A 22,410-nucleotide genomic window follows, 5' to 3' on the forward strand; every position below is an offset into this window, starting at 1 on the left:
TGCATTTAAGTTAGTAAGAATTTTACTATTCTAAAAGTGCTGTGTTTAATTCTTCTGAAACGATATATCTTTTTTCTTCTTTTTTAGAACGTATTAATATTTCTCCTATAAACCCTGCTAAGAACAACTGAGTTCCTATCACCATGGCTATCAGTGAAATATAAAATTGTGGGCGGTCTGTAATCAATCTTCCAAACTTGTTGATGAATAACTTATCTATACCTAAATAGATGGCGAATCCAAACCCGATTAAAAACATTAAAACGCCCAACGCACCAAATAAGTGCATAGGTCGTTTACCAAATCTAGATACGAACCAAATGGTCAATAAATCTAGAAATCCATTAATGAAACGTTCCATTCCAAATTTTGTTTTACCGTATTTACGAGCTTGATGTTTTACGACCTTTTCTCCAATTTTAGAAAAACCTGCATTTTTTGCAAGCACAGGTATATATCTATGCATTTCACCAGAGACTTCAATGTTTTTGACAACGTCTTTTGCGTATGCTTTTAAGCCACAATTAAAATCATGAAGTCGTACGCCAGATGTGCGTCTAGCTGCCCAATTAAATAATTTTGAAGGCGTGTTTTTAAAAATGATAGAGTCGTACCGTTTCTTTTTCCATCCAGAAACCAATTCATAACCTTCATTGGTTATCATATCATATAACTCCGGAATTTCCTCAGGGTTATCTTGTAAATCGGCATCCATAGTGATAATAACATCTCCGCTTACGGCTTTAAAACCGGCATGTAATGCTTGCGATTTTCCGTAGTTACGTAAGAAATGGATTCCTTTTACCGAAGGATTTTGATTGGACAATTCTGAAATGATATTCCAAGAATTATCTGTACTACCATCATCAACGAACAGTATTTCATATGAAAAATGATTGGATTGCATTACAGATACAATCCAATCATGAAGTTCTTTAAGTGACTCTTCTTCGTTAAGTAAAGGAATTACTATTGATAATTGCATGCGCGACTTCTGGTATTGTCTCCAAAAATACTACAATTACTTAGCATTAATAAGCAGCTTCTTCTTTTTTCAAGATTAAACCAGTGATTAGACCAATTATCAATCCTATAAGTACATTTATTATAATTAAAACAGGATAGGAAATCCAAGCAAAACTTTTATTCATTTCTATACCTTGGTCAACTTGTTCTTCAGTTAGGCTAGGGTTATCTGTCATTGCTTTTATTTTTCCAATTTCATATACCTTATCCATATAGCCAGGTTCAATAACATTAGATAGTATGAAGAAATATAGAAGACCTACTATGGCGGCTATTAACGCTACTCCAGCTCCAACTTTTAAAGCATTGGAAAGATTTAAAAATCCGCCGCCCGCTTTTTTAAATTGAATGATTGCAAAAATAATACCTACAGCTAAAATTAAAGTTTGGGTAATTTGTATAGCAGCACCTTGCTCATAATGCATTCCCATTACAAAAAGCATTATTCCGAATACTACACCAACTAGTCCGGTGAGTAAACCGTAATTCAGTGCAAATTTTCCTGTTTTAGGTTGATTTTCTTCCATGATAAATAGTGATTATAGGTTGTTCTGTATATTAGTATGGTATTTAGATATTATGTTACAAAATTGATAAAATTAAATTTTAATATTTTTTTAGTTTTGTAATTGTCTGTTTGTAGAATTTCACTATTTTTGCAGCCTTAAAATGAGTGCCCGTCGGAATGGGTGCGTTAAAGTTTTTAAAATGAAAAAAGACATACACCCAGAAAATTATAGAATCGTGGCCTTTAAGGACATGTCTAATGAAGAGGTATTTTTAACAAAATCAACAGCGAATACTAAAGAGACTTTAGAAGTTGACGGAGTTGAGTATCCATTAGTTAAATTGGAAATTTCAAGAACTTCTCATCCTTTTTACACTGGTAAATCTAAATTATTGGATACAGCAGGTCGTATCGATAAGTTCAAGAACAAGTACAAGAAATTTGTTAAAGAAGAGAAAAAAGAAGAAGAATAGTATTTTTATTTCTTCTATTAAATATAACGCCTTCGAAATTTTCGAAGGCGTTTCTTTTGCATTTAACTTTTAAATAAAGGAAGTTATCTATAATGTATAGATGCTTTAGGGTTATTTGTTAATTTTGAAAAAAATCATCTTGTATGAACTTTATTCTTTTTGATGGTCCTCGTAGGAATCATCTTTTACCTTTTACATTTACGCGTCCCGTTTCTGAAATTCGTGTGGGTATAATGACTTTGAAAGAACGATGGGAAGCTTATTTAAAGGTCTCCGTAACTTCTTTAACTGAAGAATATTTGAGTGTTAAGTATCCGGTTAATTTAGAAGATTTAAATATATTTATTGATGCATCGATTTTGCCGTCCGATAGTTTAATAAAAACAATTCATTCGTTAAAAGAGAATGAGGTAGTAAAGTCAGGTGATTTAATAGTAGCTTATTCTAGTGCATCGGTTAGAAATTCTGATGAGTTAAGTAGTTTTACTGTTATAGAATTCAAAAATGATTTGATTCAAATCAATAATACTTGGGATATTTTCGATAAAAATGCAGATATCTTACAGTCTGATTTTGATTTTATTACAAAAGATAGAAAAAGTCAGCCAATTTCAGATACCAATCAATTAATACATCCAGAGCGTATATTCCTTGAAGAAGGAGCGAAGGTGGAATTTAGTATTTTAAATGCTACTGACGGACCTATTTACTTAGGAAAGAATGCTGAAATTTGGGAAGGTAGTCTTGTACGTGGAGCTTTAGCGCTATGTGATAATGCTATAATTAAAATGGGAGGTAAGCTTTATGGCGCTACTACTATTGGACCTTATAGTAAAGTTTGTGGTGAAGTAAGTAATTCCGTAATTTTTGGATATTCTAGTAAGGGTCATGAAGGTTATTTAGGGAATGCCGTACTAGGAGAGTGGTGTAATATTGGGGCGGATTCCAATAATTCCAATCTTAAAAATAATTACGCTAAAGTCCGTTTGTGGGATTACGCAACAGAGCGTTTTGAGCAAACGGGATTACAGTTTTGCGGACTTATGATGGGTGATCATAGTAAGACCGCTATTAATACCATGTTTAATACGGGAACGGTAATTGGGGTGAATTCCAATATATATGTTCCAGGATTTCCTAGAAATTTTGTTCCAAGTTTTAGTTGGGGCGGAGCTTCTGGGTTTACAGCATATCAGCCAGCAAAAGCATTTGATGCCGCTAAGGTAATGATGGCTAGAAGAGGGGTGGAGTTTAATGAAGTTGAAGCTGATATTCTAACCCACGTTTTCGAATTAACAAAGAAATGGAGAAAGTATTAAATAGTTAAGTCTGAAATTCAGCTAATTGGAATTTTATGGCTGAGTTTAGTTTAATTATTTTTGTGCATTCAAATAGATTAATGAGATGAAGAAGAAGGTGGCTTTTTACACTTTGGGGTGTAAGTTGAATTTTTCAGAAACTTCTACCATAGCCCGTAGTTTTGCAGATGAGGGGTTTGATAGGGTAGATTTTTCAGAAGAAGCGGATATGTATGTAATTAATACATGTTCTGTAACCGATAATGCCGATAAGAAATTTAAAACTATTGTAAAAAAAGCACAAAAGATAAATCCTGATGCTTTTGTGGCTGCCGTTGGTTGTTATGCACAATTAAAGCCAGAAGAATTAGCCGATGTTGATGGGGTTGATTTGGTTTTAGGTGCAACGGAAAAATTTAAAATCACTGACTACATAAATGATTTAACCAAAAATGATCACGGCAAGGTTCATTCTTGTGAAATAGCCGATGCTGATTTTTACGTTGGTAGTTATGCAATTGGAGATAGAACAAGAGCTTTCTTGAAAGTTCAAGATGGGTGCGATTATAAATGTACCTATTGCACAATTCCGTTAGCACGTGGTATATCTAGAAGCGATACTTTAGAAAATGTTTTAAAAAATGCTGCGGATATTTCTGAGCAAGGAATTAAAGAAATTGTTTTAACCGGAGTAAATATAGGTGACTACGGTAAAGGTGAGTTTGGTAATAAAAAGCATGAACATACTTTTTTAGAATTGGTTGAAGCATTAGATGACGTAGATGGTATTCATCGTTTGCGTATTTCATCTATAGAGCCAAATCTATTAAAAAATGAGACAATTGAGTTTGTTTCTCAAAGTAAAGCTTTTGTACCCCATTTTCATATTCCTTTACAAAGTGGAAGTGATGATCTTTTAAAGTTGATGAAGCGTCGCTATATGACTAATCTTTATAAAGAAAGGGTTGAAAAGATCAGGGAGGTAATGCCAAATTGCTGTATTGGTGTTGATGTAATTGTGGGGTTTCCTGGTGAAACCGAAGAACATTTTCTAGAAACTTATCATTTTTTGAATGATTTGGATATTTCCTACTTGCATGTTTTTACGTATTCAGAAAGAGATAATACTCCTGCTGCTACTATGGATGGTGTAGTACCTAATAAGGTAAGGAGTAAAAGGAGTAAAATGTTACGAGGACTATCAGTAAAGAAAAGACGTGCATTCTATGAGAGTCAGCTTGGAAATGAATTAACGGTGTTATTTGAAGGGGAAAATAAAGAAGGGTATATTCACGGGTTTACCGAGAATTATGTAAAAGTGAAATCTCCATGGAATCCAGAATTAGTAAACACATTGCATGAAGTAAAGCTTACCGAGATTGATGCAGATGGATTAGTGAGATTCGAATTTGTAAATGAAAAAATAGAAGCGTAAAAAAAGCCTTTCAATTGAAAGGCTTTTAAATTTTTTAGATTCGAATACCAATTGGTAACATCTCTTTGTACTGTCTCCTGTTCTTACGAAGAAATCCTGCTATATGAGGACTTGTTGGAACAACTCTAAGATTTCTTTCTTGAATAATACTTAGAACGGCTTTGATAAAGTTTTCTCTGAAAGCTTCATCTGTAATTTCTTCTGGAACAACTAATTTGGTAAGGAATACCTTGCGTTCTTGAGAAGAATATTCAATTCTGGCTAAATGACCATTTACGGTAGTTTCGAATTGACGCAGAAAAGAATTGTCATTAATGATAACATCGTTCATATAGATAATTTTAGTGTTGTTATTAGACAAAAAAATTACGATGTTCTCATATCGTAATTAGTCTTTAATAAATGCTGTACGGAATATAACACATGGAAATAGATGTATTTTTCGCATTCTCCTACAAAAGTAGTTAAAAATTACTTAATTTCCTAGTTTTTACTACGTTTCGTAACTATACTAGCTATTATGATTCATGTGTATTGTATGCCTGGTATGGCAGCAGGTCCTGCTATTTTTGAGTTTATAAAATTGCCAAAAGAAAGCTTTACGCTTCATTTGTTAGAATGGAATATTCCTACAAAGGGTATTTCGTTTAGTGAATATGCTAAACATATGTGTAGTAAAATACAGCATAAGAATGTGGTGTTGCTAGGGGTGTCATTGGGAGGGCTCCTAGTTCAAGAAATGACTAATTTCATTGATGTTAGAAAGGTGATTATTATTTCTAGCGTAAAAACAAGATATGAGCTGCCAAAACGTATGTTGTTTGCAAGATATACGAGTGTACATAAACTTCTTCCAACAGGTTTGGTCAATAATGTAGAATTACTTGCAAAGTATGCTTTTGGTGAAAGTGTAACAAAGCGTCTCTCATTATATGAAAAGTATTTATCCGTAAGAGACAAAGGGTATATAGATTGGTCTATAAACGAGCTAGTAAATTGGAAGCAAGAGGTACCATGTGAGAAGTTGGTGCATATACATGGCGTAAAAGATACCGTTTTTCCTATAGAAAATATTAGTAACTGTATTCCTGTATCCAACGGTACTCATACCATGATCATACATAGGGCAAAGTGGTTTAACGAGAACTTGGCAACAATTATTTTGGAATAAAATAGTTCTATATATACCTTTGAAAGACAAGAAAGTTGTTAGAAATAAAATATAAAGATAAAATTCATGAAGACTATTAAAAATATATTGATGTTGTTGGGTGTGGTATTTGTTGCGGGTACATTGATATTTGCTGTGGGAAATACGGATAGTATTGCTAGTAATGACAAAGTTGTTGTAAATGATAGTGTTCAGAAAAATGTAGCTAAAGCATATAAAATATCATCTATAGATATACCAGAGAATTTAAATTTTGCAGGAGAAGTTGTTCCTCAGTCAGATCCTGAAATATTGGAGCGTATAGATCGCGAATTTTTGGTAAACACGTATTGGCAATCTAATGCAGTTCTATTGATTAAAAGAGCAAATAAATTCTTTCCTATCATTGAGCCAATTTTAGCAAAAAATGGCATTCCTGATGATTTTAAGTATTTAGCTGTAGCAGAAAGCGGTTTAACAAATGTAGTTTCGCCAGCAGGTGCAACGGGTTTTTGGCAAATAATGCGAGAAACAGGTAGAGAGTATGGTTTAGAAGTGAACTCAAACGTAGATGAGCGTTACCATTTAGAAAAGTCTACAGAGGTGGCTTGTAAATACTTGAATAGGTGGAAAAATAAATATGGTAGTTGGGCTTTAACCGCGGCAGCTTATAATGCAGGTCCTGGAGCTATTAATAAATACATGGGTATTCAGCAAGTAGATAATTACTGGGATTTATTACTTGGTAGTGAAACCGGTAGATATGTATTTAGAATTATGGCAATCAAAGAAATCTTGTCTAATCCAGAAAAGTATGGTTTTCATATCGAGAAAGAAGATATGTACGAAGCGGTACCGACATTCAATGTTGAAATAGATAAACCCGTTAGTGACTTTGCTGATTTTGCGCAAGAATATGAAATCAACTATAAAATTTTAAAGCGCCACAATCCTTGGTTGAGAGAGGCGCATTTAAATAATAATTCTCGTAAAAAGTATACTATAGAAATTCCTAATAAAGGATATTATAGAGAAACTAAATAGAATTAGATTTTCTTCATTTGTTGTTGCATCATTTTAATTTGATCCGTCAACATATTATTTTTATCCAATTTCTTAGCCTCGTTTAGTAGCATAGTTGCTTCTCTCTTACGGCGTTTTTGCATTGATATACCTGCTAAGCTTAATTTAGCCATAGCCACATCATAATCCATCGTTAATCCAAGTTTAAGGGCTTTCTTAAAGTACTTCTCTGCTTGGGTTAAATTGGTTTGCGAAAAAATGATGCCGTGTAGGTAGTTGTAGTATCCTTGTTGTTTAACAGTTAATGCCGCTTCAGGATTTTTAATTTTATCTAGCCAATTTTTAGTACCGGTTAAATCTTGCTTTCTCATTCTTAAAAAAGCTAAAAGAATAATCTCGTTTCTAAAATAAAGAAAGATAAAAATTAAGGATAACAAGATTAAAAATATGCCATTTCCAATATTACCCTCTATAAATTGATACACAGAATAGGCGATTATGAGTCCGGCTATGATTAATTTTAAATTTTTATTGAACATATTTTAAGTTTATTAATCTAGTTGATGGTTAAAAAAGCTTTTTGGTTTTTATTGAAACCCTATTAAAATAAAGCGATTACAGCGCTAAATTTCAATTCGGGCAAAATTAATCAAAAGCTTCGTTTTGTGACGTACGGATTTATAAAAATATTTTTTTCATAACCCTTGCTAAAGCAAAAACTCTTTGTATATTTGCGCCCAGTTTTACCCGTCCAATGAAAAGGGCAAATTTCAAAATTAATACAAAGCATTTAATTATATAGGCGATGAGCAAGAGAACGTTTCAACCATCAAAGAGAAAAAGAAAGAACAAACACGGTTTTCGTGAGCGTATGGCTTCCGTTAATGGAAGAAAAGTTCTTGCAAGAAGAAGAGCAAAAGGAAGAAAGAAATTAACTGTTTCCTCTGAGCCAAGCCATAAAAAATAATGATTTCATTGTTTTAAAAATATTTAGGTGTTACTTTTCTGAAAGTAGCACCTTTTTTTTGTCCAATTCCCATATTAAATTGTTATAAAATGCCAAAAAGAAAAGATTTAAACTCCATTTTATTAATAGGATCAGGTCCTATTGTTATCGGTCAAGCATGTGAATTCGATTATGCAGGTAGTCAATCTCTACGTTCGTTACGTGAAGATGGTATAGAGACTATTTTAATTAATAGTAATCCTGCAACGATTATGACAGATCCTTCAATGGCGGATCATGTGTATTTAAAACCATTGACTACAAAATCTATTTTAGAGATTTTGAAAGCGCACCCTCAGATTGATGCGGTTTTACCAACTATGGGAGGTCAGACGGCATTGAATCTTTGTATTGAAGCGGATAAAAAAGGAATTTGGGAAGATTTTGGTGTAGAATTAATAGGTGTTGATATCGATGCTATTAATATTACTGAAGATAGAGAGCAATTTAGAGAACTAATGTTGAAAATTGGTGTTGGCATGGCACCACAGGCAACGGCAACATCTTTCTTAAAAGGTAAAGAGATAGCTCAAGAGTTTGGTTTTCCATTAGTAATACGAGCTTCATATACATTAGGAGGTGCAGGAGCATCAATTGTTTACAAACCAGAAGATTTTGACGAGCAGTTAAGTTATGGTTTGGAGATTTCCCCAATTCATGAGGTGATGATCGATAAAGCCCTTATGGGGTGGAAAGAATATGAGTTAGAGCTTCTTAGGGATAAAAATGATAATGTTGTTATCATATGTGCTATTGAGAATATGGATCCTATGGGTATTCATACCGGAGACTCTATAACAGTTGCCCCAGCAATGACCCTCTCTGATAGGACTTACCAGAAAATGCGTGATATGGCCATACATATGATGCGTAGTATAGGTGATTTTGAAGGAGGATGTAATGTACAGTTTGCTGTTAGTCCGGACGAAGAAGAGGAAATTATAGCAATTGAAATAAACCCTAGAGTATCTAGATCATCGGCATTGGCTTCAAAAGCGACTGGTTATCCTATCGCTAAAGTAGCAACTAAATTGGCTATTGGTTATACGCTCGACGAGTTGGATAATCAAATTACAAAATCAACATCGGCATTATTTGAACCGACGTTAGATTATGTAATTGTAAAAATACCACGTTGGAACTTCGATAAATTTGAAGGTTCTGACCGTACTTTAGGTCTGCAGATGAAATCTGTAGGAGAAGTTATGGGTATAGGTCGTTCTTTTCAGGAGGCATTGCATAAAGCAACCCAATCATTAGAAATTAAAAGAAATGGATTAGGTGCTGATGGTAAAGGATATAAAAATTACGATCAGATAATAAGTAAGTTGACCATACCTAGTTGGGATCGTGTGTTCGTAATTTACGATGCAATTCAATTGGGAATACCACTAAGTCGCATTCATGAGATTACAAAAATAGATATGTGGTTCTTAAAGCAATATGAAGAACTTTACTTTTTAGAAAAAGAGATTTCTAAGTATACGATTGCCACACTTTCAAAAGATTTATTGTTAGAAGCGAAACAAAAAGGTTTTGCCGATAGACAAATTGCCCATATGGTAGATTGTTATGAAAGTGAAGTATATAACAAACGAACAGAGCTAAATATTAATAGAGTTTATAAACTTGTCGATACTTGTGCGGCAGAGTTTAAGGCGATGACGCCTTACTATTATTCCACTTTTGAAGCAGAAATAGAAAAACCTGATGGTACTCGCTATGTAGAAAACGATAGTATAGTTACTGATAAGAAGAAGATTGTAGTTCTTGGATCTGGACCTAATAGAATAGGACAAGGTATAGAATTTGACTACTGTTGTGTTCATGGAGTTTTAGCTGCTGCTGAGTGTGGTTATGAGACTATTATGATTAACTGTAACCCAGAAACGGTTTCTACAGATTTTGATACAGCAGATAAGCTTTACTTTGAACCAGTTTTTTGGGAACATATATATGACATTATTCGTCATGAAAAACCTGAGGGAGTAATTGTTCAATTAGGTGGTCAAACTGCTCTTAAACTTGCTGAAAAATTATCTAAGTACGGTATAAAAATTATTGGAACAAGTTTTGATGCTTTAGATTTAGCAGAAGATAGAGGTAGGTTCTCAGAAATGCTATTAGAGAATGATATTCCTTTTCCAAAATACGGAATTGCAGAAACTGCAGATGAAGCTTCTGAGTTAGCAGATACTTTAGATTTTCCATTACTAGTTAGACCTTCATATGTTTTGGGTGGACAAGGAATGAAAATTGTAATAAATAAAGAAGAATTAGAAGAACATGTTGTTGATCTTCTAAGAAAAATACCAAATAATAAGTTATTGTTGGACCATTATTTAGATGGGGCCATTGAAGCGGAAGCTGATGCTATTTGCGACGGAGAAGATGTGTATATTATTGGTATTATGGAGCATATTGAACCTTGCGGTATTCACTCCGGAGATTCTAATGCAACTTTGCCGCCTTTTAATCTAGGTGAATTTGTAATGCAACAGATTAAAGATCATACTAAGAAAATTGCCTTAGCTTTAAATACCGTAGGTCTTATCAATATACAGTTCGCTGTTAAAGATGATATCGTTTACATTATTGAAGCAAACCCTAGGGCATCTCGTACGGTTCCTTTTATAGCAAAGGCTTACAAAGAGCCTTATGTAAATTATGCGACTAAGGTAATGTTAGGGGAGAAGAAGGTAAAGGATTTTAAATTCAATCCTCAATTAGAAGGCTTTGCTATAAAACAGCCGGTATTCTCTTTCAACAAATTTCCTAATGTAAATAAGAATTTAGGTCCTGAGATGAAAAGTACAGGAGAAAGCATTTTATTTATTGATAGCTTAAAAGATGATGAGTTTTACAACCTTTATGCAAGACGTAAAATGTACTTGAGCAAATAGTTTTATTTATAAACTTATGATATAAGTAGAGGGGAAATTTTGGTTATGTTAAAGTTTCCCTTCTGCATATAATCTTCTAATTTCTTTCTTATCAAATTTACCAACACTGGTTTTTGGCACTTCATTAATGAAAACATAGCTGTCAGGTATTTGGTAACTGGCAAAATCTTTGGCTAAATATTCTCTCAATTCTTCAATTGAAACATGTTTATTTTTATCGGCTAAAACTAATGTTGCCAAAGGTCTTTCAGACCATTTTTTATCTGGAATTGCAATTACTGCAGCTTCTTTAATATTTGAATGAGACATTAAAGCTAATTCTAGGGCAACACTAGAAATCCATTCGCCACCACTTTTTATAAGGTCTTTAGTACGGTCTGTTATTTCCATATAGCCATTTGGGTCAATAGTACTTACATCACCTGTTCTAAACCAACCGTCTTTAGTGAAATTGTCTCTGCTATTGGTCTTAAAGTAAGACTTAATAACCCAGGCACCTTTTACCTGTAATTCTCCCATCGTTTTACCATCTCGCAGTGCTACTTTTCCATCATCGCCAACAATGCGCATTTCTATACCTGGAAATTCAATTCCCTGCTTGGCTCGTATTTTAATTTGCTCTTTTTCACTTAGGCTTTCATGTTTTTTCTGAAGTCTACTGGCGGTGCCAAGTGGAGAGGTTTCTGTCATACCCCAAGCTTGAACCCCTTTTATACCAAAATCCTTTTCAAAGTTTTCTATAAGACTTGCCGACAATGCTGAACCACCAACTAAATATTCTTCTAATGCCAATTTCTTATTTGGTGGATTTTTTTTCATTTCCTCATAAACACCTCTCCAAATAGAAGGTACGCCGTTGGCCTTATTTATATTCTCGCTTTCTAGAATTCTAATAATAGCATCTGGTCTTAAGTGTAAAGAGGGCATGACCATATCAGAGCCTGTTAAAAGACACATGTAGGGAAAACCCCAGGCCATGACATGAAACTGTGGAACAATGAGTAGTATAGTATCTCTGTTGCTATAATTCCCCGCATTAGGTGTAAGAATGGTCATTGCGTGTAAATAGGTAGACCTGTGGGAGTATAGCACGCCTTTAGGCATGCCCGTGGTACCACTGGTATAGCACATACCGCTGGCATCATTTTCATTTAGTTCAGGCCATTCTATAGATTCTAATTGCTCTCCAATTAAATCTTCATAATGTATAATATTTGGTAGGGTTGTAGTAAAACCTTTTGGGGCGTTGATGATAATGAACTTTTCAACAGTTTCTAATTTAGGTGCAATTTTTTCTAAAAGGGGAACCAAGGTGGCATCTACAAATATGACCTTGTCTTCAGAATGATTGATAATAAATTCGGTTTGTTGAGATGATAATCTAATATTAATCGTATGACAGACCGCTCCAATACCAGGAATACCATAATACAGTTCCACGTGCTGATAGTGATTCCAAGCAAAAGTGCCTACCATATCGCCTTTAGTGATACCGAGTTTATTCCTCAATGCATTGGCAAGCTGACAGCAGCGTTTGTATAATTGACCGTAGGTATATTCGTGCCGGCTTCCATCCGGTAGGTAAGAGATTAATTTTTTGTCAGGAAAAGCACTCCTTGCATAATTTAATATGGTAGTGGTGGTTAGTGGGTAATCCATTATTAATCCGTTCATAAAAGCATGCTTTTAAGTTATAATAATTGCTTGACCAATAAATTTAATGAATTTAAAATGAGAAATCATTACAATTTTAACATTAAAAATAGCGAATGTATTATAGTTCGCTCATAATGTGGTGTATACTCTTTTAGATTAAAAAATAATTTTATCAGATAATCCATAACTACTGTTTATCTGTAAACTTGTTTCGAAGAAAATTAAATTTCTAGAGATTGAAAAAAGTAGTATTCATCGTAGTCGCTTTAATATTGGTATTCTTGGGATTGACTTATTTGTCATTATCTAGTACTGATAAAACATTTGATACTTGTGAAATTATAGCGGCTGCTGATGTTAATGAGATTGATTTTAAAAAATATGACTTTGTAATTATTGCGGCAAGTACTTTATATGAGGGAAATAATTTAAAAAACGTAATGCAGGGCGAGCAGTATAGAAAGGCATGGTCTACACCTGTGAGCGTTCCTATTTTGTACTTAAACGATATTTCTGGTAATGTAAAGGTTTTGGAAGAAGGTGGTGGAAAACAAACTCACTCTTTAAAGCTGCAAAAGGATGATGGTACTTTAATGACATTGCGTAGTGTCTCTAAAGACCCTTCGCCTTTAGTGCCAAAAGTAGCTAAGACATTGGGTATAGAAAATATTGTGGTGGATGGTATTTCTGCACAACACCCTTATGCTGCATTGATTGTAGCAAAACTTTCGGAAAAAGCAAAAATTCTAAACACAAATCCAAAGTTGGTATTTGTGCCAAAGCAAGAGCAGTTATCAGATTATAATACTAAATATGGGAATCGACTTTTTCTCTTAGAATATGAAACCAAGGGAAATGCAAACTGGTTGAGCATTAAAAATGTTGATTCCTTAATGGATACAGATGACTTACAAGAGCTGAAAATTAAATATCCGAACAGAGTTAGTATTAATACAAGTTCTTTGGTTAGAGCACGTTTATTCGATTTGTTGATAGGTGATTGGGATCGTCATGCCAAGCAATGGGGTTGGGCAATAGAGCATGTTGGGGAATCTATAAATGCAATTCCGTTACCTTGTGATCGAGATAATGCCTTTTTTAATTTAGAAGGTGTTTTACCAACTATAATTTCTAACAATGCATTTCTGCCAAAAGTGCAATCTTTTGAAAAAGAAATCGATTTTTTGTCCGGTCTTATTTCTCCATTTGATATTTATTTTATGCGAGATATTCCACAATCTGTATTTGAAGAAGAGGCTAAAAAATTACAGCAATTATTAACTGATGAGGCTATAGCGTCATCTTTCTCTGTATGGCCAGATGAGCTTTATAAATTGGATGGAAAAGAACTCATTGCTAAAATTAAAAGCAGACGAGACCATCTTATAGACTATGCCATCTTATTTCAACAAGAATTAGTAGAAAGTGAAGTATTGACCAAAGCTTTAAAAGGGTCTGAAGATGTGAAGATGACCGAAGCTCAAATGACATGTTTTAATTGTATTGGCGAGTAGTCTTCACATAAAATTTTAAAAAGCAACAAACTTGAAGTTATGAATGAAACTACCGTAGCAGCAGCTGAAAAATATATAAAAAAATTGTTGTCTGAACAGATGAATAAGAACTTTCTATTTCATAGTCAAGGGTATTCAAATAAAACCGTCAACGAAGCCAAAAAGGTATTGAAATTTTCAACTGATGAAAGTATAAATGCAAATAATGTACTGTTGGCTGTATGGTTTCTTCACTCAGGTTATGCTATAGATTACGATAATCATATTCAAGAAAGTATACAATTGGCTACTAGTTTTCTAAAAGGAAACAATTGTGAACAAAAAGATATCGATGTTGTAGTTCAATTAATAGAAAGTGCATGGAAAAATGATAAACCTATCAATGATGCAGAAGCAATTGTAAAGGATGTATGTACCTGGTTTTACGCATCTGAAGATTTTGAAGAGATGCTTCAATTATTGCGACTGGAATTGGAAAATTTTAATGACAACAATCCTGATTTAGATACATGGAGATTAAATTATTTAGAAAAACTTCGAATAGAGCATCGATATTATACTGACTTTGCGAAGGAAAATTGGCAAGAGCAGAAAGAAGAAAATATCTTATCGTTAATATCTAGACTACAGAAAGCTGAAAAAACAGAAAAGAAAGAAATATTAAAAGCAAAATTAAAAGATGAGAGTCCGCAACGGGCTATTCAATCCTTATACCGAATAGAACTTAGAAATCATATTAAATTGATTGATATTGCAGACACCAAGGCGAATATTTTATTGTCTGTAAATGCAATTATCATTTCGTTGTTATTGGCAAATCTGATACCTAAATTAGATTCCCCTTCAAATTCATATCTTATATATCCAACGGTAATATTTGTTCTTTTTAGTATTGCTTCAATGATTATGTCAGTTTTGGCTACAAGACCAAAAGTGAGCAATGCAGAGGTGATGGAAAAAGATATTATGAAAAAGGACACCAATTTTTTATTCTTTGGGAATTTTCACACAATGGAGTTGAGTGATTTCAAATCAAAATTGAGAGATATAATTAAGAGTAAAGAGTCGATTTACGATTCTCTGAGTATGGATTTATATTACTTGGGTAAGGTTTTGCAGCAAAAATATAGACTGTTAAGATGGACGTATACCGTATTTCTAATTGGTGTAATTTTATCTGTTATAGCATTTGGCTTTGCACTGAAATATTACGGTATGGAAGATGAACTTTTAGATGCTGTAACACCTTTGCCAAAATAACCGATTTATTCCTAATTAAACCAAACTGCGTATTTTTTGCGGCGAAGCTCAAGCGCCAGCTGCTCTTCCATTTTTAATGCTTCAGCTCTTGATTTTATAGGGTCTAGGTGATTAAATAGGCTGCCCCGTAAATACAAACCGTACTTCTGTACAATTTTAGAAGAAATGTTGTGCCCTTTTTTGCTTAAAGTACCGTTTTTATGCTGAGCAAAGCGGTCTTTAGGTGTTTTGCTTGTCATACCAACATATAAACATTCTAATACTCCGTTGAATTGCGGATTAGCTTCCCGAAATTTTCTGTTTTCGGAGAACACTTTTTTAGACAATTCAATAACATAAATAGAATACATGTAGGATAGTATGATAATAAGACTTTAGTTCTGTTTAGTAGTAAATACTATTCTTCGATAATCTCAATTCCTTCCGTAGTAAAAGAAAAGGCTTGAGCACCTAAACCGCCAACCATTACAGCTTGAAACAATGGGTTTAATCGTTTTTTAGAATACCAATCAATTAAGAAATTAGCGCCACTACCACCAGAAGTATCTTGTTGTTCAATAACATAATCTATAGATTCCATTGGGGTAAGGTAAATAGGGGAGTCAATATAACTTCGTACCAAATCGCCTTCCGTATTGTAGTAGTCAATTTTACTAACGAACAAACTATCCTTTAAGCTGGTATTTCTAATGCTTAAAGTAGCGGTAAGCAAGGTTCTTGAATCTCTAGTCTGATTGTAAATATCAGAATATATAGGAACATATACTTGCCTGGTAAGAGAATCATTTAAAGTAGCATTTGCCGTTCTGTTTAAAGTATGATTATCCAGTATTTCTACAGGAACCTCTTCTTTAGATTTTTGCTTACAAGATAGTATCGTAGTTACGAAAACAACTAAAAGGCAAATGCTACTAAAAGATATATTTAATTTTCTCAAATGATATTATTTAATCTTCCCATTCTGTATGAAAAATACCTTCACGATCCAAACGCTCATAAGTATGGGATCCAAAGTAATCTCGTTGCGCTTGAATAAGGTTTAATGGTAATTTGCTTGATGTATACGCATCAAAATAGGTAAGTGAATTTGATAGGCCAGGTAACGGAATACCGTTTTTAGCCCCAAATGCAACCAATTCTCTTGCAGCACCTACCGTTTCTTTTACGCTATCTACAAAATTTGGAGAAAGTAATAGATTTGGCAATGTAGGTTCAGCTTTGAATGCCTCTGTAATATCTGCTAATAAACCAGCACGTATAATACAACCTGCTCTCCATATTTTAGCGATTTCAGAAATATCTAAGTCGTAACCATACTCTCTAGAGGCATCTGCTAATTGGTGCAGACCTTGAGAATAGGTTATTATAAATGAGAAGTACAATGCGTTTTCTGTTAGAGCTTCTAGCTTCTCCTTATCCATATGCGCTACAGTTGGTCTGTCATATAGGGCATCGGCCTTAATTCTTTCGTCTTTTAAAGCAGATAGTTCACGCATGCTAACAGCCACATCTATAGACGGAACAGGAATACCAAGGTCCATTGCATTTTGGCTCGTCCATTTACCAGTACCTTTTTGTTTGGCTTTATCTAATATCTGATCAACTAAGCTACCATCTGTTAAATCATCTTTTCGTTCGAAAATTTCAGAAGTAATTTCAACTAAGAAAGATTGTAGTCTTCCAGAATTCCATTTTGCAAAGGTGCTGTGTAATTCATCATTATTATAATCTCCTCCTTTTTTAAGAACATCATAAATTTCAGAAGTCAACTGCATTAATCCGTATTCTATACCATTGTGAACCATTTTTACGTAGTTACCGGCAGATTTAGGCCCTAAATAAGCAACACATGGTTCGCCGTTATATTTAGCGGATACAGCTTCAAAAATTGGTTTAATATGCTCGTATGCAGATTTTGAACCACCTGGCATAATACTAGGTCCTTTACGGGCACCTTTTGCACCACCAGAAACCCCTGCGCCAAAAAAGTTAATTCCTTTTTCTTGCAAATAAGCTTCTCTTCTGTCGGTATCAGTAAAGAAAGAGTTTCCTCCGTCAATGATAATATCTCCTTTATCAATATGTGGTAATAATGATTCTATTACACCGTCTACAATTTTACCTGCAGGTACTAAAAGCATTATTTTACGTGGTTGTTTAAGGTTTTTTACGAAGGTTTTAATGTTACTAGAAGCACTAACTTTGTCTAAATCTCCACCTAATGTCTTCAGAGCTTCTACCTTTTCATCATCTAAATCATATCCATAAGCAGAAAAACCATTATCGGCTACGTTTAAGATAAAATTCTGTCCCATTACTCCTAGACCTACTAAACCAAAATCATACATAAATTGATTGTTTTATAATTAAAATATATAAATATGTTATACTATTTTAGAATGATACAGCGATAACATTTATAGAATCAAAAATAATTTAAAATATTGACTTTAATTCCAAATTCCGTCTTAAAGAAGACCGATAATGGCTTACTTTTTAAGATATTTGAATAATAATGAACATCTACCTATAATGAAAAAGACAGAAAATCAAATGCTCGTAATTTTTGGGGCATCTGGAGACTTAACAGCAAGAAAATTAATACCAGCAATATTTAATTTATATAAGGGAAATGATCTTCCTGATAATTTTGTTGTGCTTGGTGTAAGCAGAAGTGATTTAGGAGATTTAAAATTTAGAAGTAAGGTAGTTCTAGAAAGTCCTTATTTAGAGAAAGAAAGAGAAGAATTCGACGAGGATTTTATAAATAAGTTCGCGAACAAGCTTTTTTATGAAGACTTAGGGTCGGATTATGATATTTCATATGAACGTTTAGAGAAGCGAATTTCAGATTTAGATCAAAAATATGGTACCAATGGTAATCATATGTTCTATTTATCTACGCCACCTAGCTTATATGAGACAATAGCAAAAAATTTATCTGATCAAGGATTAAACGATGAAAAATCTGGATGGCGAAGAATAATTGTTGAAAAACCTTTTGGTTATAGCCTTGAATCTGCTAAAGAATTGAATGATGGTTTGCATACGTACTTTAAAGAATCTCAAATATTTAGAATCGATCATTATTTAGGAAAAGAAACAGTACAAAATTTATTAGTAACACGTTTTGCTAATAGCATTTTTGAGCCATTATGGAATAGAAATTACATTCACCATGTCGAAATTACTAATGCAGAACGTGTAGGTGTTGAAAAGCGAGGTGGTTACTATGATAAATCTGGTGCACTTAGAGATATGTTTCAAAGCCATTTGCTGCAAATAGTTGCCCTTATTGTAATGGAGCCACCTTTGAGTGCGGATGCAGAAGAAATTCGTAATGAGAAATTGAAGGCTCTAAAGTCACTTAAAATAATGACTGATGAGAAAACACTTTTCGAAAATACGATAAGAGCGCAATATGTAGCATCTAAAGTTGATGGTAAAGAAGTAAAAGGTTATCGTGAAGAAGATGGCGTAGATGAAAATTCTACTACCGAAACTTTTGCGGCAATTAAGTTTTTTGTTGATAATTGGCGTTGGGCAGACGTTCCTTTTTATGTTAGAACAGCCAAACATATGCCAACCAAGGTAACCGAAGTGGTCATTCATTTTAAAACGCCACACCATCAAATATTTAAGGAATCTGGTATTAGTAATAAGGATAATAAGTTGATTATTCGAATTCAACCAGATGAAGGAATTTTAATCAAGTTTGGAGTAAAAGTTCCGGGGCAAGGTTTTGAGGTGGAGCGTGCCAATATGGATTTTTACTATTCTAGTTTATCAGAAACTAATGTAATGGAAGCCTACGAACGTTTATTGTTAGATGCTATGCAGGGCGATGCTACATTGTACGCAAGAGCAGACGAAGTTGAAGCAGCTTGGGCATTTGTTGATCCAATTCTTGAATATTGGAAGAATGGTAAAGATGTAAAAATGTATGGCTACGCAGCAGGAGTTTGGGGGCCTGAGAATGCCAATGAGCTTATTGAAGGGGTAGGAGAGTGGAGAAACCCTAGCGAGAATTTAGCAGACGAATCTGGCTATTGTGTAATTTGCTAGATACCTGCTAAGATAATTAAAGATTGTAATTAAGATGGAAGTAAAAGTTTATCAAAATAAAACAAAAGTTGCAGAAGAATTTTCTAAGTATCTGATTCATAAGTCAGGTACTCAGAAGTCTTTTCATATAGCATTATCAGGTGGTAGTACGCCTAAAATCGTATTTGATGTTTTGGCAGAAGAGTTTGCTAATGATGTAGATTGGAGTGCTATTCATTTATATTGGGGCGATGAAAGATGTGTAGCGCCCAATGATGCCGAAAGTAATTATAAAATGACTGTTGATCATTTAATATCTAAAGTTGATATACCAGAGGAAAATATTCATAGAATAAAAGGAGAAATCGACCCTAAGGAAGAAGCGAAGCTTTATGGTGATTTGTTGGATAAAGAATTACCAAAAGAATTAGGTTTACCTCAATTCGATTTAGTTATTCTTGGTATGGGTGATGATGGGCATACAGCATCAATTTTTCCACATGAAATCAACTTATGGGTTTCACCTGATAATTGTGAAGTTGCTATTCATCCAGAATCTGGTCAACGAAGGGTTTCACTGACGGGTAGAATAATCAATAATGCTAAAACTGTTGCTTTTTTGGTCACCGGTGAAAGCAAGGCTGAAAAGGTTAAGATGATTATAGATAGAGAAGAAGGTTATTTAGAATACCCTGCAAGCCATGTAGCACCTAAAACAAAAGACTTGGTCTGGTTTTTAGATGCTGCTGCTGCAAAACTTCTTACTTCATTTCAATCTTAATATTTTCAGTTTCCAATTCTTTAATATAATCTTCTGAGTTAAAGGTTTTAGATTCAAATTTAGTATCTCTTTCTTGAGCTTCTAATTTGCGATATTTGCTACGTGCGAATCTTCTAATACCTTGGTCGTCAGAAATGATTAATCCTGGTACAGAAACATTTTTGCCATCTGTTCCTTTTGCTACCATGGTAAAGTAAGATGAATTACAATGCTTTTTTGTGCCCGATGTAATATTTTCAGACTCCACACGAACACCTACGACCATTGAGGTACGCCCTGTATAATTAATACTTGCTTTTAAGGTTACCAATTCACCTACTTCAATAGGGTTCAAGAAATTTACACGATTAACAGATGCCGTTACGCAATACTGTTGCGAGTGCTTAGAAGCGCATGCAAAGGCAATTTGATCCATTAGGTTCAATATGTGCCCACCATGAACTTTTCCTCCAAAATTAGAATGGGAGGGTAGCATCAACTCCGTTATAGAAACTCTAGACTCTCTTACACTTTTAAACTTTTCCATAGACTTGTTGTTTCTTCCTTAATTTCTAAAATGGGGTGATTTTTCTGCTTGAACTTCGGTGACAAAATATTTAGAATCGCCTAACCAAAAGAAAGTTGTATAGCGTTCTACGTAGCTTACTTTTACATACTGACCTTGATATTCTTGTAATTTTTCAATCACCTCTTTATCCTTGTCCAGTACAGAGAATGAAAATATTTGGGCACCAGAAATCCCTTGACTTATTTCGCCTTCCCAAGTTTTTGCTATTACGCCTTTATGACTAATTTTTATAAGCTCTCCAGATCGTACACCTTCGCTAAAAGTAACGAAGTAAATAAAGGCATAATATAGAGCGACAATAACGACTACGCTTAATAAAAGTAATGATACTATCTTTTTCATGTGTTTAGTTTAAATATTGATTTAATGGTTAGTTATTAAAGTTTTAGTTTAGGTTCTTCTTCAAAATCATCATCTTCTAAAGCTTTATTCAAAAGCGATTCTGGAATTGATTTTTTGGCTTTTGCACCCATTTTTTTTAGCTTTTCAATACTAGTGATGATATTTCCGCGACCACCTACTAATTTGTTCATTGCGCCACGGTATCCATCTTTAGCATCGTCCATCTTTTTGCCTACTTTCAATAAGTCGCCAACAAAGCCTTCAAATTTATCATAAAGTGCACCCGCTTGCCGTGCTATTTCAATAGCATTTCGTTGTTGCTTCTCATTATTCCACATACTATCGATCGTGCGCAAGGTAGCAAGAAGTGTTGAAGGTGTAACAATTATAATATTTTGCTCAAAAGCTTTGTTGTATAAAGAGCTATCTTGGTTAATGGCAATTGCAAATGCAGGTTCAATAGGTACGAACATTAAAACAAAATCTGGACTCTCCATTTGATATAAATCTTCATATTTTTTTGCAGATAACTGATCTACGTGTCTTCTTAAAGAATTGATATGGTCTTTTAAAAACTTCTCTCTGAATTCATCCTCAGCATTTACATAACGTTCGTAATCAGTCAATGAAACTTTTGAATCTACCACCATTTTCTTGCCATTTGGTAGGTTGATGATAACATCTGGTAAAACTCGGCTACCATCTTCACGCGTAAAGCTTTGTTGAACGCTGTATTCTCGATCTTTCTCTAATCCTGATTTTTCTAATACGCGCTCCAGTACAAGCTCGCCCCAGTTACCTTGCATTTTACTATCACCTTTTAGTGCTTTGGTCAAGTTCTCGGCTTCTTGCGTAATTTTTATATTCTGGGTTTGAAGATTTAACAGTTGTTCTTTTAAGGCAGAATGAATACTGATGTTTTCTTTCTGACTTTCTTCAACTTTCTTTTCAAAAAGGAGTATTTTTTCATTTAACGGAGTAAGAATGTCTTTGATATTTTTCTCGTTTCGTTCTGTAAATTTTAAACTCTTTTCTTCCAATATTTTATTTGCAAGATTCTCAAACTCCTTAGTGAATTTCTCTTGAAGCTTTTCTACCTCCTCTTTCTGCTCTCTATTCTTAAGCTGTAAATTTTCTATATCCGATTGATAACGAACTATTTGATTGCCTAACCGTTCTTTGTCTGACTGTAGTTGTACTTTTTGTATCTCGCTATCTTTTAATCTATCTTGAAAAACAGAAAGATTATTAAGCATCTGTTGTTCCCGTTCTTCTAAGGTACTTTGACGAGATTTTGTTTTTAATAACTGAATATAATTACCTAAAAAATATCCTAAGGCAAGACAAAGGATTCCTATTATTAAGTAAATATAAATTTCGTTCATTTATGAATTAAAGTGATGTGGTAAAGATACTTGATTGG

The 22,410-nt window shown here is 33.9% G+C and carries 22 protein-coding genes; 11 read left to right on the forward strand and 11 right to left on the reverse strand.

Going from position 1 to position 22,410, the window contains the following annotated elements:
• Nucleotides 1-25 precede the first annotated feature (25 nt).
• Nucleotides 26-985, reverse strand: coding sequence for a glycosyltransferase family 2 protein (locus ACJJVP_RS12995; protein WP_405414224.1), 960 nt, complete (start codon nucleotides 983-985; stop codon nucleotides 26-28).
• 46 nt (nucleotides 986-1,031) lie between these two features.
• The gene (locus tag ACJJVP_RS13000) at nucleotides 1,032-1,553 is read right to left on the reverse strand and encodes a DUF4199 domain-containing protein (protein WP_405414226.1); all 522 of its coding nucleotides are present in this window, start codon (nucleotides 1,551-1,553) and stop codon (nucleotides 1,032-1,034) included.
• 181 nt (nucleotides 1,554-1,734) lie between these two features.
• Here ACJJVP_RS13000 and ACJJVP_RS13005 point away from each other — a divergent pair, with 181 nt between their 5' ends.
• From ACJJVP_RS13005 to mtaB, 3 genes are all read left to right on the forward strand, one after another.
• A complete protein-coding gene (locus ACJJVP_RS13005; RefSeq protein WP_036155087.1) occupies nucleotides 1,735-2,007 on the forward strand; it encodes a type B 50S ribosomal protein L31 in 273 nt (90 codons plus the stop codon).
• A gap of 143 nt (nucleotides 2,008-2,150) precedes the next feature.
• Nucleotides 2,151-3,326: a GlmU family protein gene (locus ACJJVP_RS13010; protein ID WP_405414227.1), complete on the forward strand. Its 1,176-nt coding sequence runs from the start codon at nucleotides 2,151-2,153 to the stop codon at nucleotides 3,324-3,326.
• A gap of 85 nt (nucleotides 3,327-3,411) precedes the next feature.
• On the forward strand, nucleotides 3,412-4,740 hold the full coding sequence (mtaB, locus tag ACJJVP_RS13015; protein WP_405414228.1) for a tRNA (N(6)-L-threonylcarbamoyladenosine(37)-C(2))-methylthiotransferase MtaB: 1,329 nt from the start codon (nucleotides 3,412-3,414) through the stop codon (nucleotides 4,738-4,740).
• 34 nt (nucleotides 4,741-4,774) lie between these two features.
• Here mtaB and ACJJVP_RS13020 read toward each other — a convergent pair whose 3' ends face one another.
• The gene (locus ACJJVP_RS13020) at nucleotides 4,775-5,071 is read right to left on the reverse strand and encodes a GNAT family N-acetyltransferase (protein WP_036155081.1); all 297 of its coding nucleotides are present in this window, start codon (nucleotides 5,069-5,071) and stop codon (nucleotides 4,775-4,777) included.
• Between the two features lie 189 nt (nucleotides 5,072-5,260).
• On the opposite strand from ACJJVP_RS13020, the gene ACJJVP_RS13025 reads away from it, so the two are divergent.
• Together ACJJVP_RS13025 and ACJJVP_RS13030 are read left to right on the forward strand one after the other, a co-directional pair.
• Nucleotides 5,261-5,911: an alpha/beta hydrolase gene (locus tag ACJJVP_RS13025; protein ID WP_405414230.1), complete on the forward strand. Its 651-nt coding sequence runs from the start codon at nucleotides 5,261-5,263 to the stop codon at nucleotides 5,909-5,911.
• 66 nt (nucleotides 5,912-5,977) lie between these two features.
• A complete protein-coding gene (locus tag ACJJVP_RS13030; protein ID WP_036155077.1) occupies nucleotides 5,978-6,934 on the forward strand; it encodes a lytic transglycosylase domain-containing protein in 957 nt (318 codons plus the stop codon).
• A gap of 2 nt (nucleotides 6,935-6,936) precedes the next feature.
• On the opposite strand, the gene ACJJVP_RS13035 is transcribed toward ACJJVP_RS13030, so the two are convergent.
• The gene (locus tag ACJJVP_RS13035; RefSeq protein WP_036155074.1) at nucleotides 6,937-7,452 is read right to left on the reverse strand and encodes a hypothetical protein; all 516 of its coding nucleotides are present in this window, start codon (nucleotides 7,450-7,452) and stop codon (nucleotides 6,937-6,939) included.
• Between the two features lie 266 nt (nucleotides 7,453-7,718).
• Between ACJJVP_RS13035 and rpmH the strand changes: the two genes are divergently transcribed.
• Nucleotides 7,719-7,880 (forward strand): 50S ribosomal protein L34, encoded by a 162-nt coding sequence (rpmH, locus tag ACJJVP_RS13040; RefSeq protein WP_036155072.1) that lies wholly within the window; start codon nucleotides 7,719-7,721, stop codon nucleotides 7,878-7,880.
• A gap of 89 nt (nucleotides 7,881-7,969) precedes the next feature.
• Nucleotides 7,970-10,822, forward strand: coding sequence for a carbamoyl-phosphate synthase large subunit (carB, locus tag ACJJVP_RS13045; protein WP_405414233.1), 2,853 nt, complete (start codon nucleotides 7,970-7,972; stop codon nucleotides 10,820-10,822).
• A 48-nt stretch (nucleotides 10,823-10,870) separates the two neighbouring features.
• Here carB and ACJJVP_RS13050 read toward each other — a convergent pair whose 3' ends face one another.
• Complete coding sequence (locus tag ACJJVP_RS13050; protein WP_405414234.1) at nucleotides 10,871-12,496, reverse strand: long-chain fatty acid--CoA ligase; 1,626 nt, start codon at nucleotides 12,494-12,496, stop codon at nucleotides 10,871-10,873.
• A gap of 218 nt (nucleotides 12,497-12,714) precedes the next feature.
• Between ACJJVP_RS13050 and ACJJVP_RS13055 the strand changes: the two genes are divergently transcribed.
• Both ACJJVP_RS13055 and ACJJVP_RS13060 read left to right on the forward strand, forming a co-directional pair.
• Nucleotides 12,715-13,992, forward strand: coding sequence for a hypothetical protein (locus ACJJVP_RS13055; RefSeq protein ID WP_405414236.1), 1,278 nt, complete (start codon nucleotides 12,715-12,717; stop codon nucleotides 13,990-13,992).
• Nucleotides 13,993-14,031: 39 nt separating this feature from the next.
• Nucleotides 14,032-15,252: a Pycsar system effector family protein gene (locus ACJJVP_RS13060; RefSeq protein WP_405414237.1), complete on the forward strand. Its 1,221-nt coding sequence runs from the start codon at nucleotides 14,032-14,034 to the stop codon at nucleotides 15,250-15,252.
• Nucleotides 15,253-15,263: 11 nt separating this feature from the next.
• Here the strand turns inward: ACJJVP_RS13060 and ACJJVP_RS13065 are convergent, their stop codons facing one another.
• From ACJJVP_RS13065 to gndA, 3 genes are read right to left on the reverse strand one after another with little or no spacing between them, the layout of a single operon-like run.
• On the reverse strand, nucleotides 15,264-15,602 hold the full coding sequence (locus ACJJVP_RS13065; protein WP_405414239.1) for a ribose-5-phosphate isomerase: 339 nt from the start codon (nucleotides 15,600-15,602) through the stop codon (nucleotides 15,264-15,266).
• 47 nt (nucleotides 15,603-15,649) lie between these two features.
• A complete protein-coding gene (locus ACJJVP_RS13070; protein ID WP_405414240.1) occupies nucleotides 15,650-16,189 on the reverse strand; it encodes a DUF3124 domain-containing protein in 540 nt (179 codons plus the stop codon).
• Between the two features lie 10 nt (nucleotides 16,190-16,199).
• The gene (gene gndA / locus ACJJVP_RS13075; RefSeq protein WP_405414241.1) at nucleotides 16,200-17,600 is read right to left on the reverse strand and encodes an NADP-dependent phosphogluconate dehydrogenase; all 1,401 of its coding nucleotides are present in this window, start codon (nucleotides 17,598-17,600) and stop codon (nucleotides 16,200-16,202) included.
• Nucleotides 17,601-17,784: 184 nt separating this feature from the next.
• On the opposite strand from gndA, the gene zwf reads away from it, so the two are divergent.
• A complete protein-coding gene (gene zwf / locus ACJJVP_RS13080) occupies nucleotides 17,785-19,317 on the forward strand; it encodes a glucose-6-phosphate dehydrogenase (RefSeq protein WP_405414242.1) in 1,533 nt (510 codons plus the stop codon).
• Between the two features lie 34 nt (nucleotides 19,318-19,351).
• Nucleotides 19,352-20,077 (forward strand): 6-phosphogluconolactonase, encoded by a 726-nt coding sequence (gene pgl, locus ACJJVP_RS13085; RefSeq protein ID WP_405414244.1) that lies wholly within the window; start codon nucleotides 19,352-19,354, stop codon nucleotides 20,075-20,077.
• Here the strand turns inward: pgl and ACJJVP_RS13090 are convergent.
• Genes ACJJVP_RS13090 through rmuC form a run of 3 tightly spaced genes read right to left on the reverse strand, consistent with a single transcriptional unit; the run spans nucleotide 20,058 to nucleotide 22,372 of the window.
• On the reverse strand, nucleotides 20,058-20,603 hold the full coding sequence (locus ACJJVP_RS13090) for an acyl-CoA thioesterase (protein ID WP_405414245.1): 546 nt from the start codon (nucleotides 20,601-20,603) through the stop codon (nucleotides 20,058-20,060). The genes pgl and ACJJVP_RS13090 overlap by 20 nt on opposite strands.
• A gap of 18 nt (nucleotides 20,604-20,621) precedes the next feature.
• A complete protein-coding gene (locus ACJJVP_RS13095; protein ID WP_405414247.1) occupies nucleotides 20,622-20,987 on the reverse strand; it encodes a 6-phosphogluconate dehydrogenase in 366 nt (121 codons plus the stop codon).
• A 35-nt stretch (nucleotides 20,988-21,022) separates the two neighbouring features.
• Nucleotides 21,023-22,372 carry a DNA recombination protein RmuC gene (gene rmuC, locus ACJJVP_RS13100; RefSeq protein WP_405414249.1) on the reverse strand — a complete coding sequence of 450 codons (1,350 nt, stop codon included), beginning with the start codon at nucleotides 22,370-22,372 and terminating at the stop codon, nucleotides 21,023-21,025.
• Nucleotides 22,373-22,410 lie beyond the last annotated feature (38 nt).

This window comes from Maribacter sp. Asnod1-A12, from assembly GCF_045063735.1.
Classification (GTDB): domain Bacteria; phylum Bacteroidota; class Bacteroidia; order Flavobacteriales; family Flavobacteriaceae; genus Maribacter.

Excerpts from the sequence above, each read along its gene's own strand:
- ACJJVP_RS12995 (WP_405414224.1), bottom strand. The coding sequence starts at position 985 with ATGCAATTATCAATAGTAATTCCTTTACTTAACGAAGAAGAGTCACTT.
- ACJJVP_RS13000 (WP_405414226.1), bottom strand. The coding sequence starts at position 1,553 with ATGGAAGAAAATCAACCTAAAACAGGAAAATTTGCACTGAATTACGGT.
- ACJJVP_RS13005 (WP_036155087.1), top strand. The coding sequence starts at position 1,735 with ATGAAAAAAGACATACACCCAGAAAATTATAGAATCGTGGCCTTTAAG.
- ACJJVP_RS13010 (WP_405414227.1), top strand. The coding sequence starts at position 2,151 with ATGAACTTTATTCTTTTTGATGGTCCTCGTAGGAATCATCTTTTACCT.
- mtaB (WP_405414228.1), top strand. The coding sequence starts at position 3,412 with ATGAAGAAGAAGGTGGCTTTTTACACTTTGGGGTGTAAGTTGAATTTT.
- ACJJVP_RS13020 (WP_036155081.1), bottom strand. The coding sequence starts at position 5,071 with ATGAACGATGTTATCATTAATGACAATTCTTTTCTGCGTCAATTCGAA.
- ACJJVP_RS13025 (WP_405414230.1), top strand. The coding sequence starts at position 5,261 with ATGATTCATGTGTATTGTATGCCTGGTATGGCAGCAGGTCCTGCTATT.
- ACJJVP_RS13030 (WP_036155077.1), top strand. The coding sequence starts at position 5,978 with ATGAAGACTATTAAAAATATATTGATGTTGTTGGGTGTGGTATTTGTT.
- ACJJVP_RS13035 (WP_036155074.1), bottom strand. The coding sequence starts at position 7,452 with ATGTTCAATAAAAATTTAAAATTAATCATAGCCGGACTCATAATCGCC.
- rpmH (WP_036155072.1), top strand. The coding sequence starts at position 7,719 with ATGAGCAAGAGAACGTTTCAACCATCAAAGAGAAAAAGAAAGAACAAA.
- carB (WP_405414233.1), top strand. The coding sequence starts at position 7,970 with ATGCCAAAAAGAAAAGATTTAAACTCCATTTTATTAATAGGATCAGGT.
- ACJJVP_RS13050 (WP_405414234.1), bottom strand. The coding sequence starts at position 12,496 with ATGAACGGATTAATAATGGATTACCCACTAACCACCACTACCATATTA.
- ACJJVP_RS13060 (WP_405414237.1), top strand. The coding sequence starts at position 14,032 with ATGAATGAAACTACCGTAGCAGCAGCTGAAAAATATATAAAAAAATTG.
- ACJJVP_RS13065 (WP_405414239.1), bottom strand. The coding sequence starts at position 15,602 with ATGTATTCTATTTATGTTATTGAATTGTCTAAAAAAGTGTTCTCCGAA.
- gndA (WP_405414241.1), bottom strand. The coding sequence starts at position 17,600 with ATGTATGATTTTGGTTTAGTAGGTCTAGGAGTAATGGGACAGAATTTT.
- zwf (WP_405414242.1), top strand. The coding sequence starts at position 17,785 with ATGAAAAAGACAGAAAATCAAATGCTCGTAATTTTTGGGGCATCTGGA.
- pgl (WP_405414244.1), top strand. The coding sequence starts at position 19,352 with ATGGAAGTAAAAGTTTATCAAAATAAAACAAAAGTTGCAGAAGAATTT.
- ACJJVP_RS13090 (WP_405414245.1), bottom strand. The coding sequence starts at position 20,603 with ATGGAAAAGTTTAAAAGTGTAAGAGAGTCTAGAGTTTCTATAACGGAG.
- ACJJVP_RS13095 (WP_405414247.1), bottom strand. The coding sequence starts at position 20,987 with ATGAAAAAGATAGTATCATTACTTTTATTAAGCGTAGTCGTTATTGTC.
- rmuC (WP_405414249.1), bottom strand. The coding sequence starts at position 22,372 with ATGAACGAAATTTATATTTACTTAATAATAGGAATCCTTTGTCTTGCC.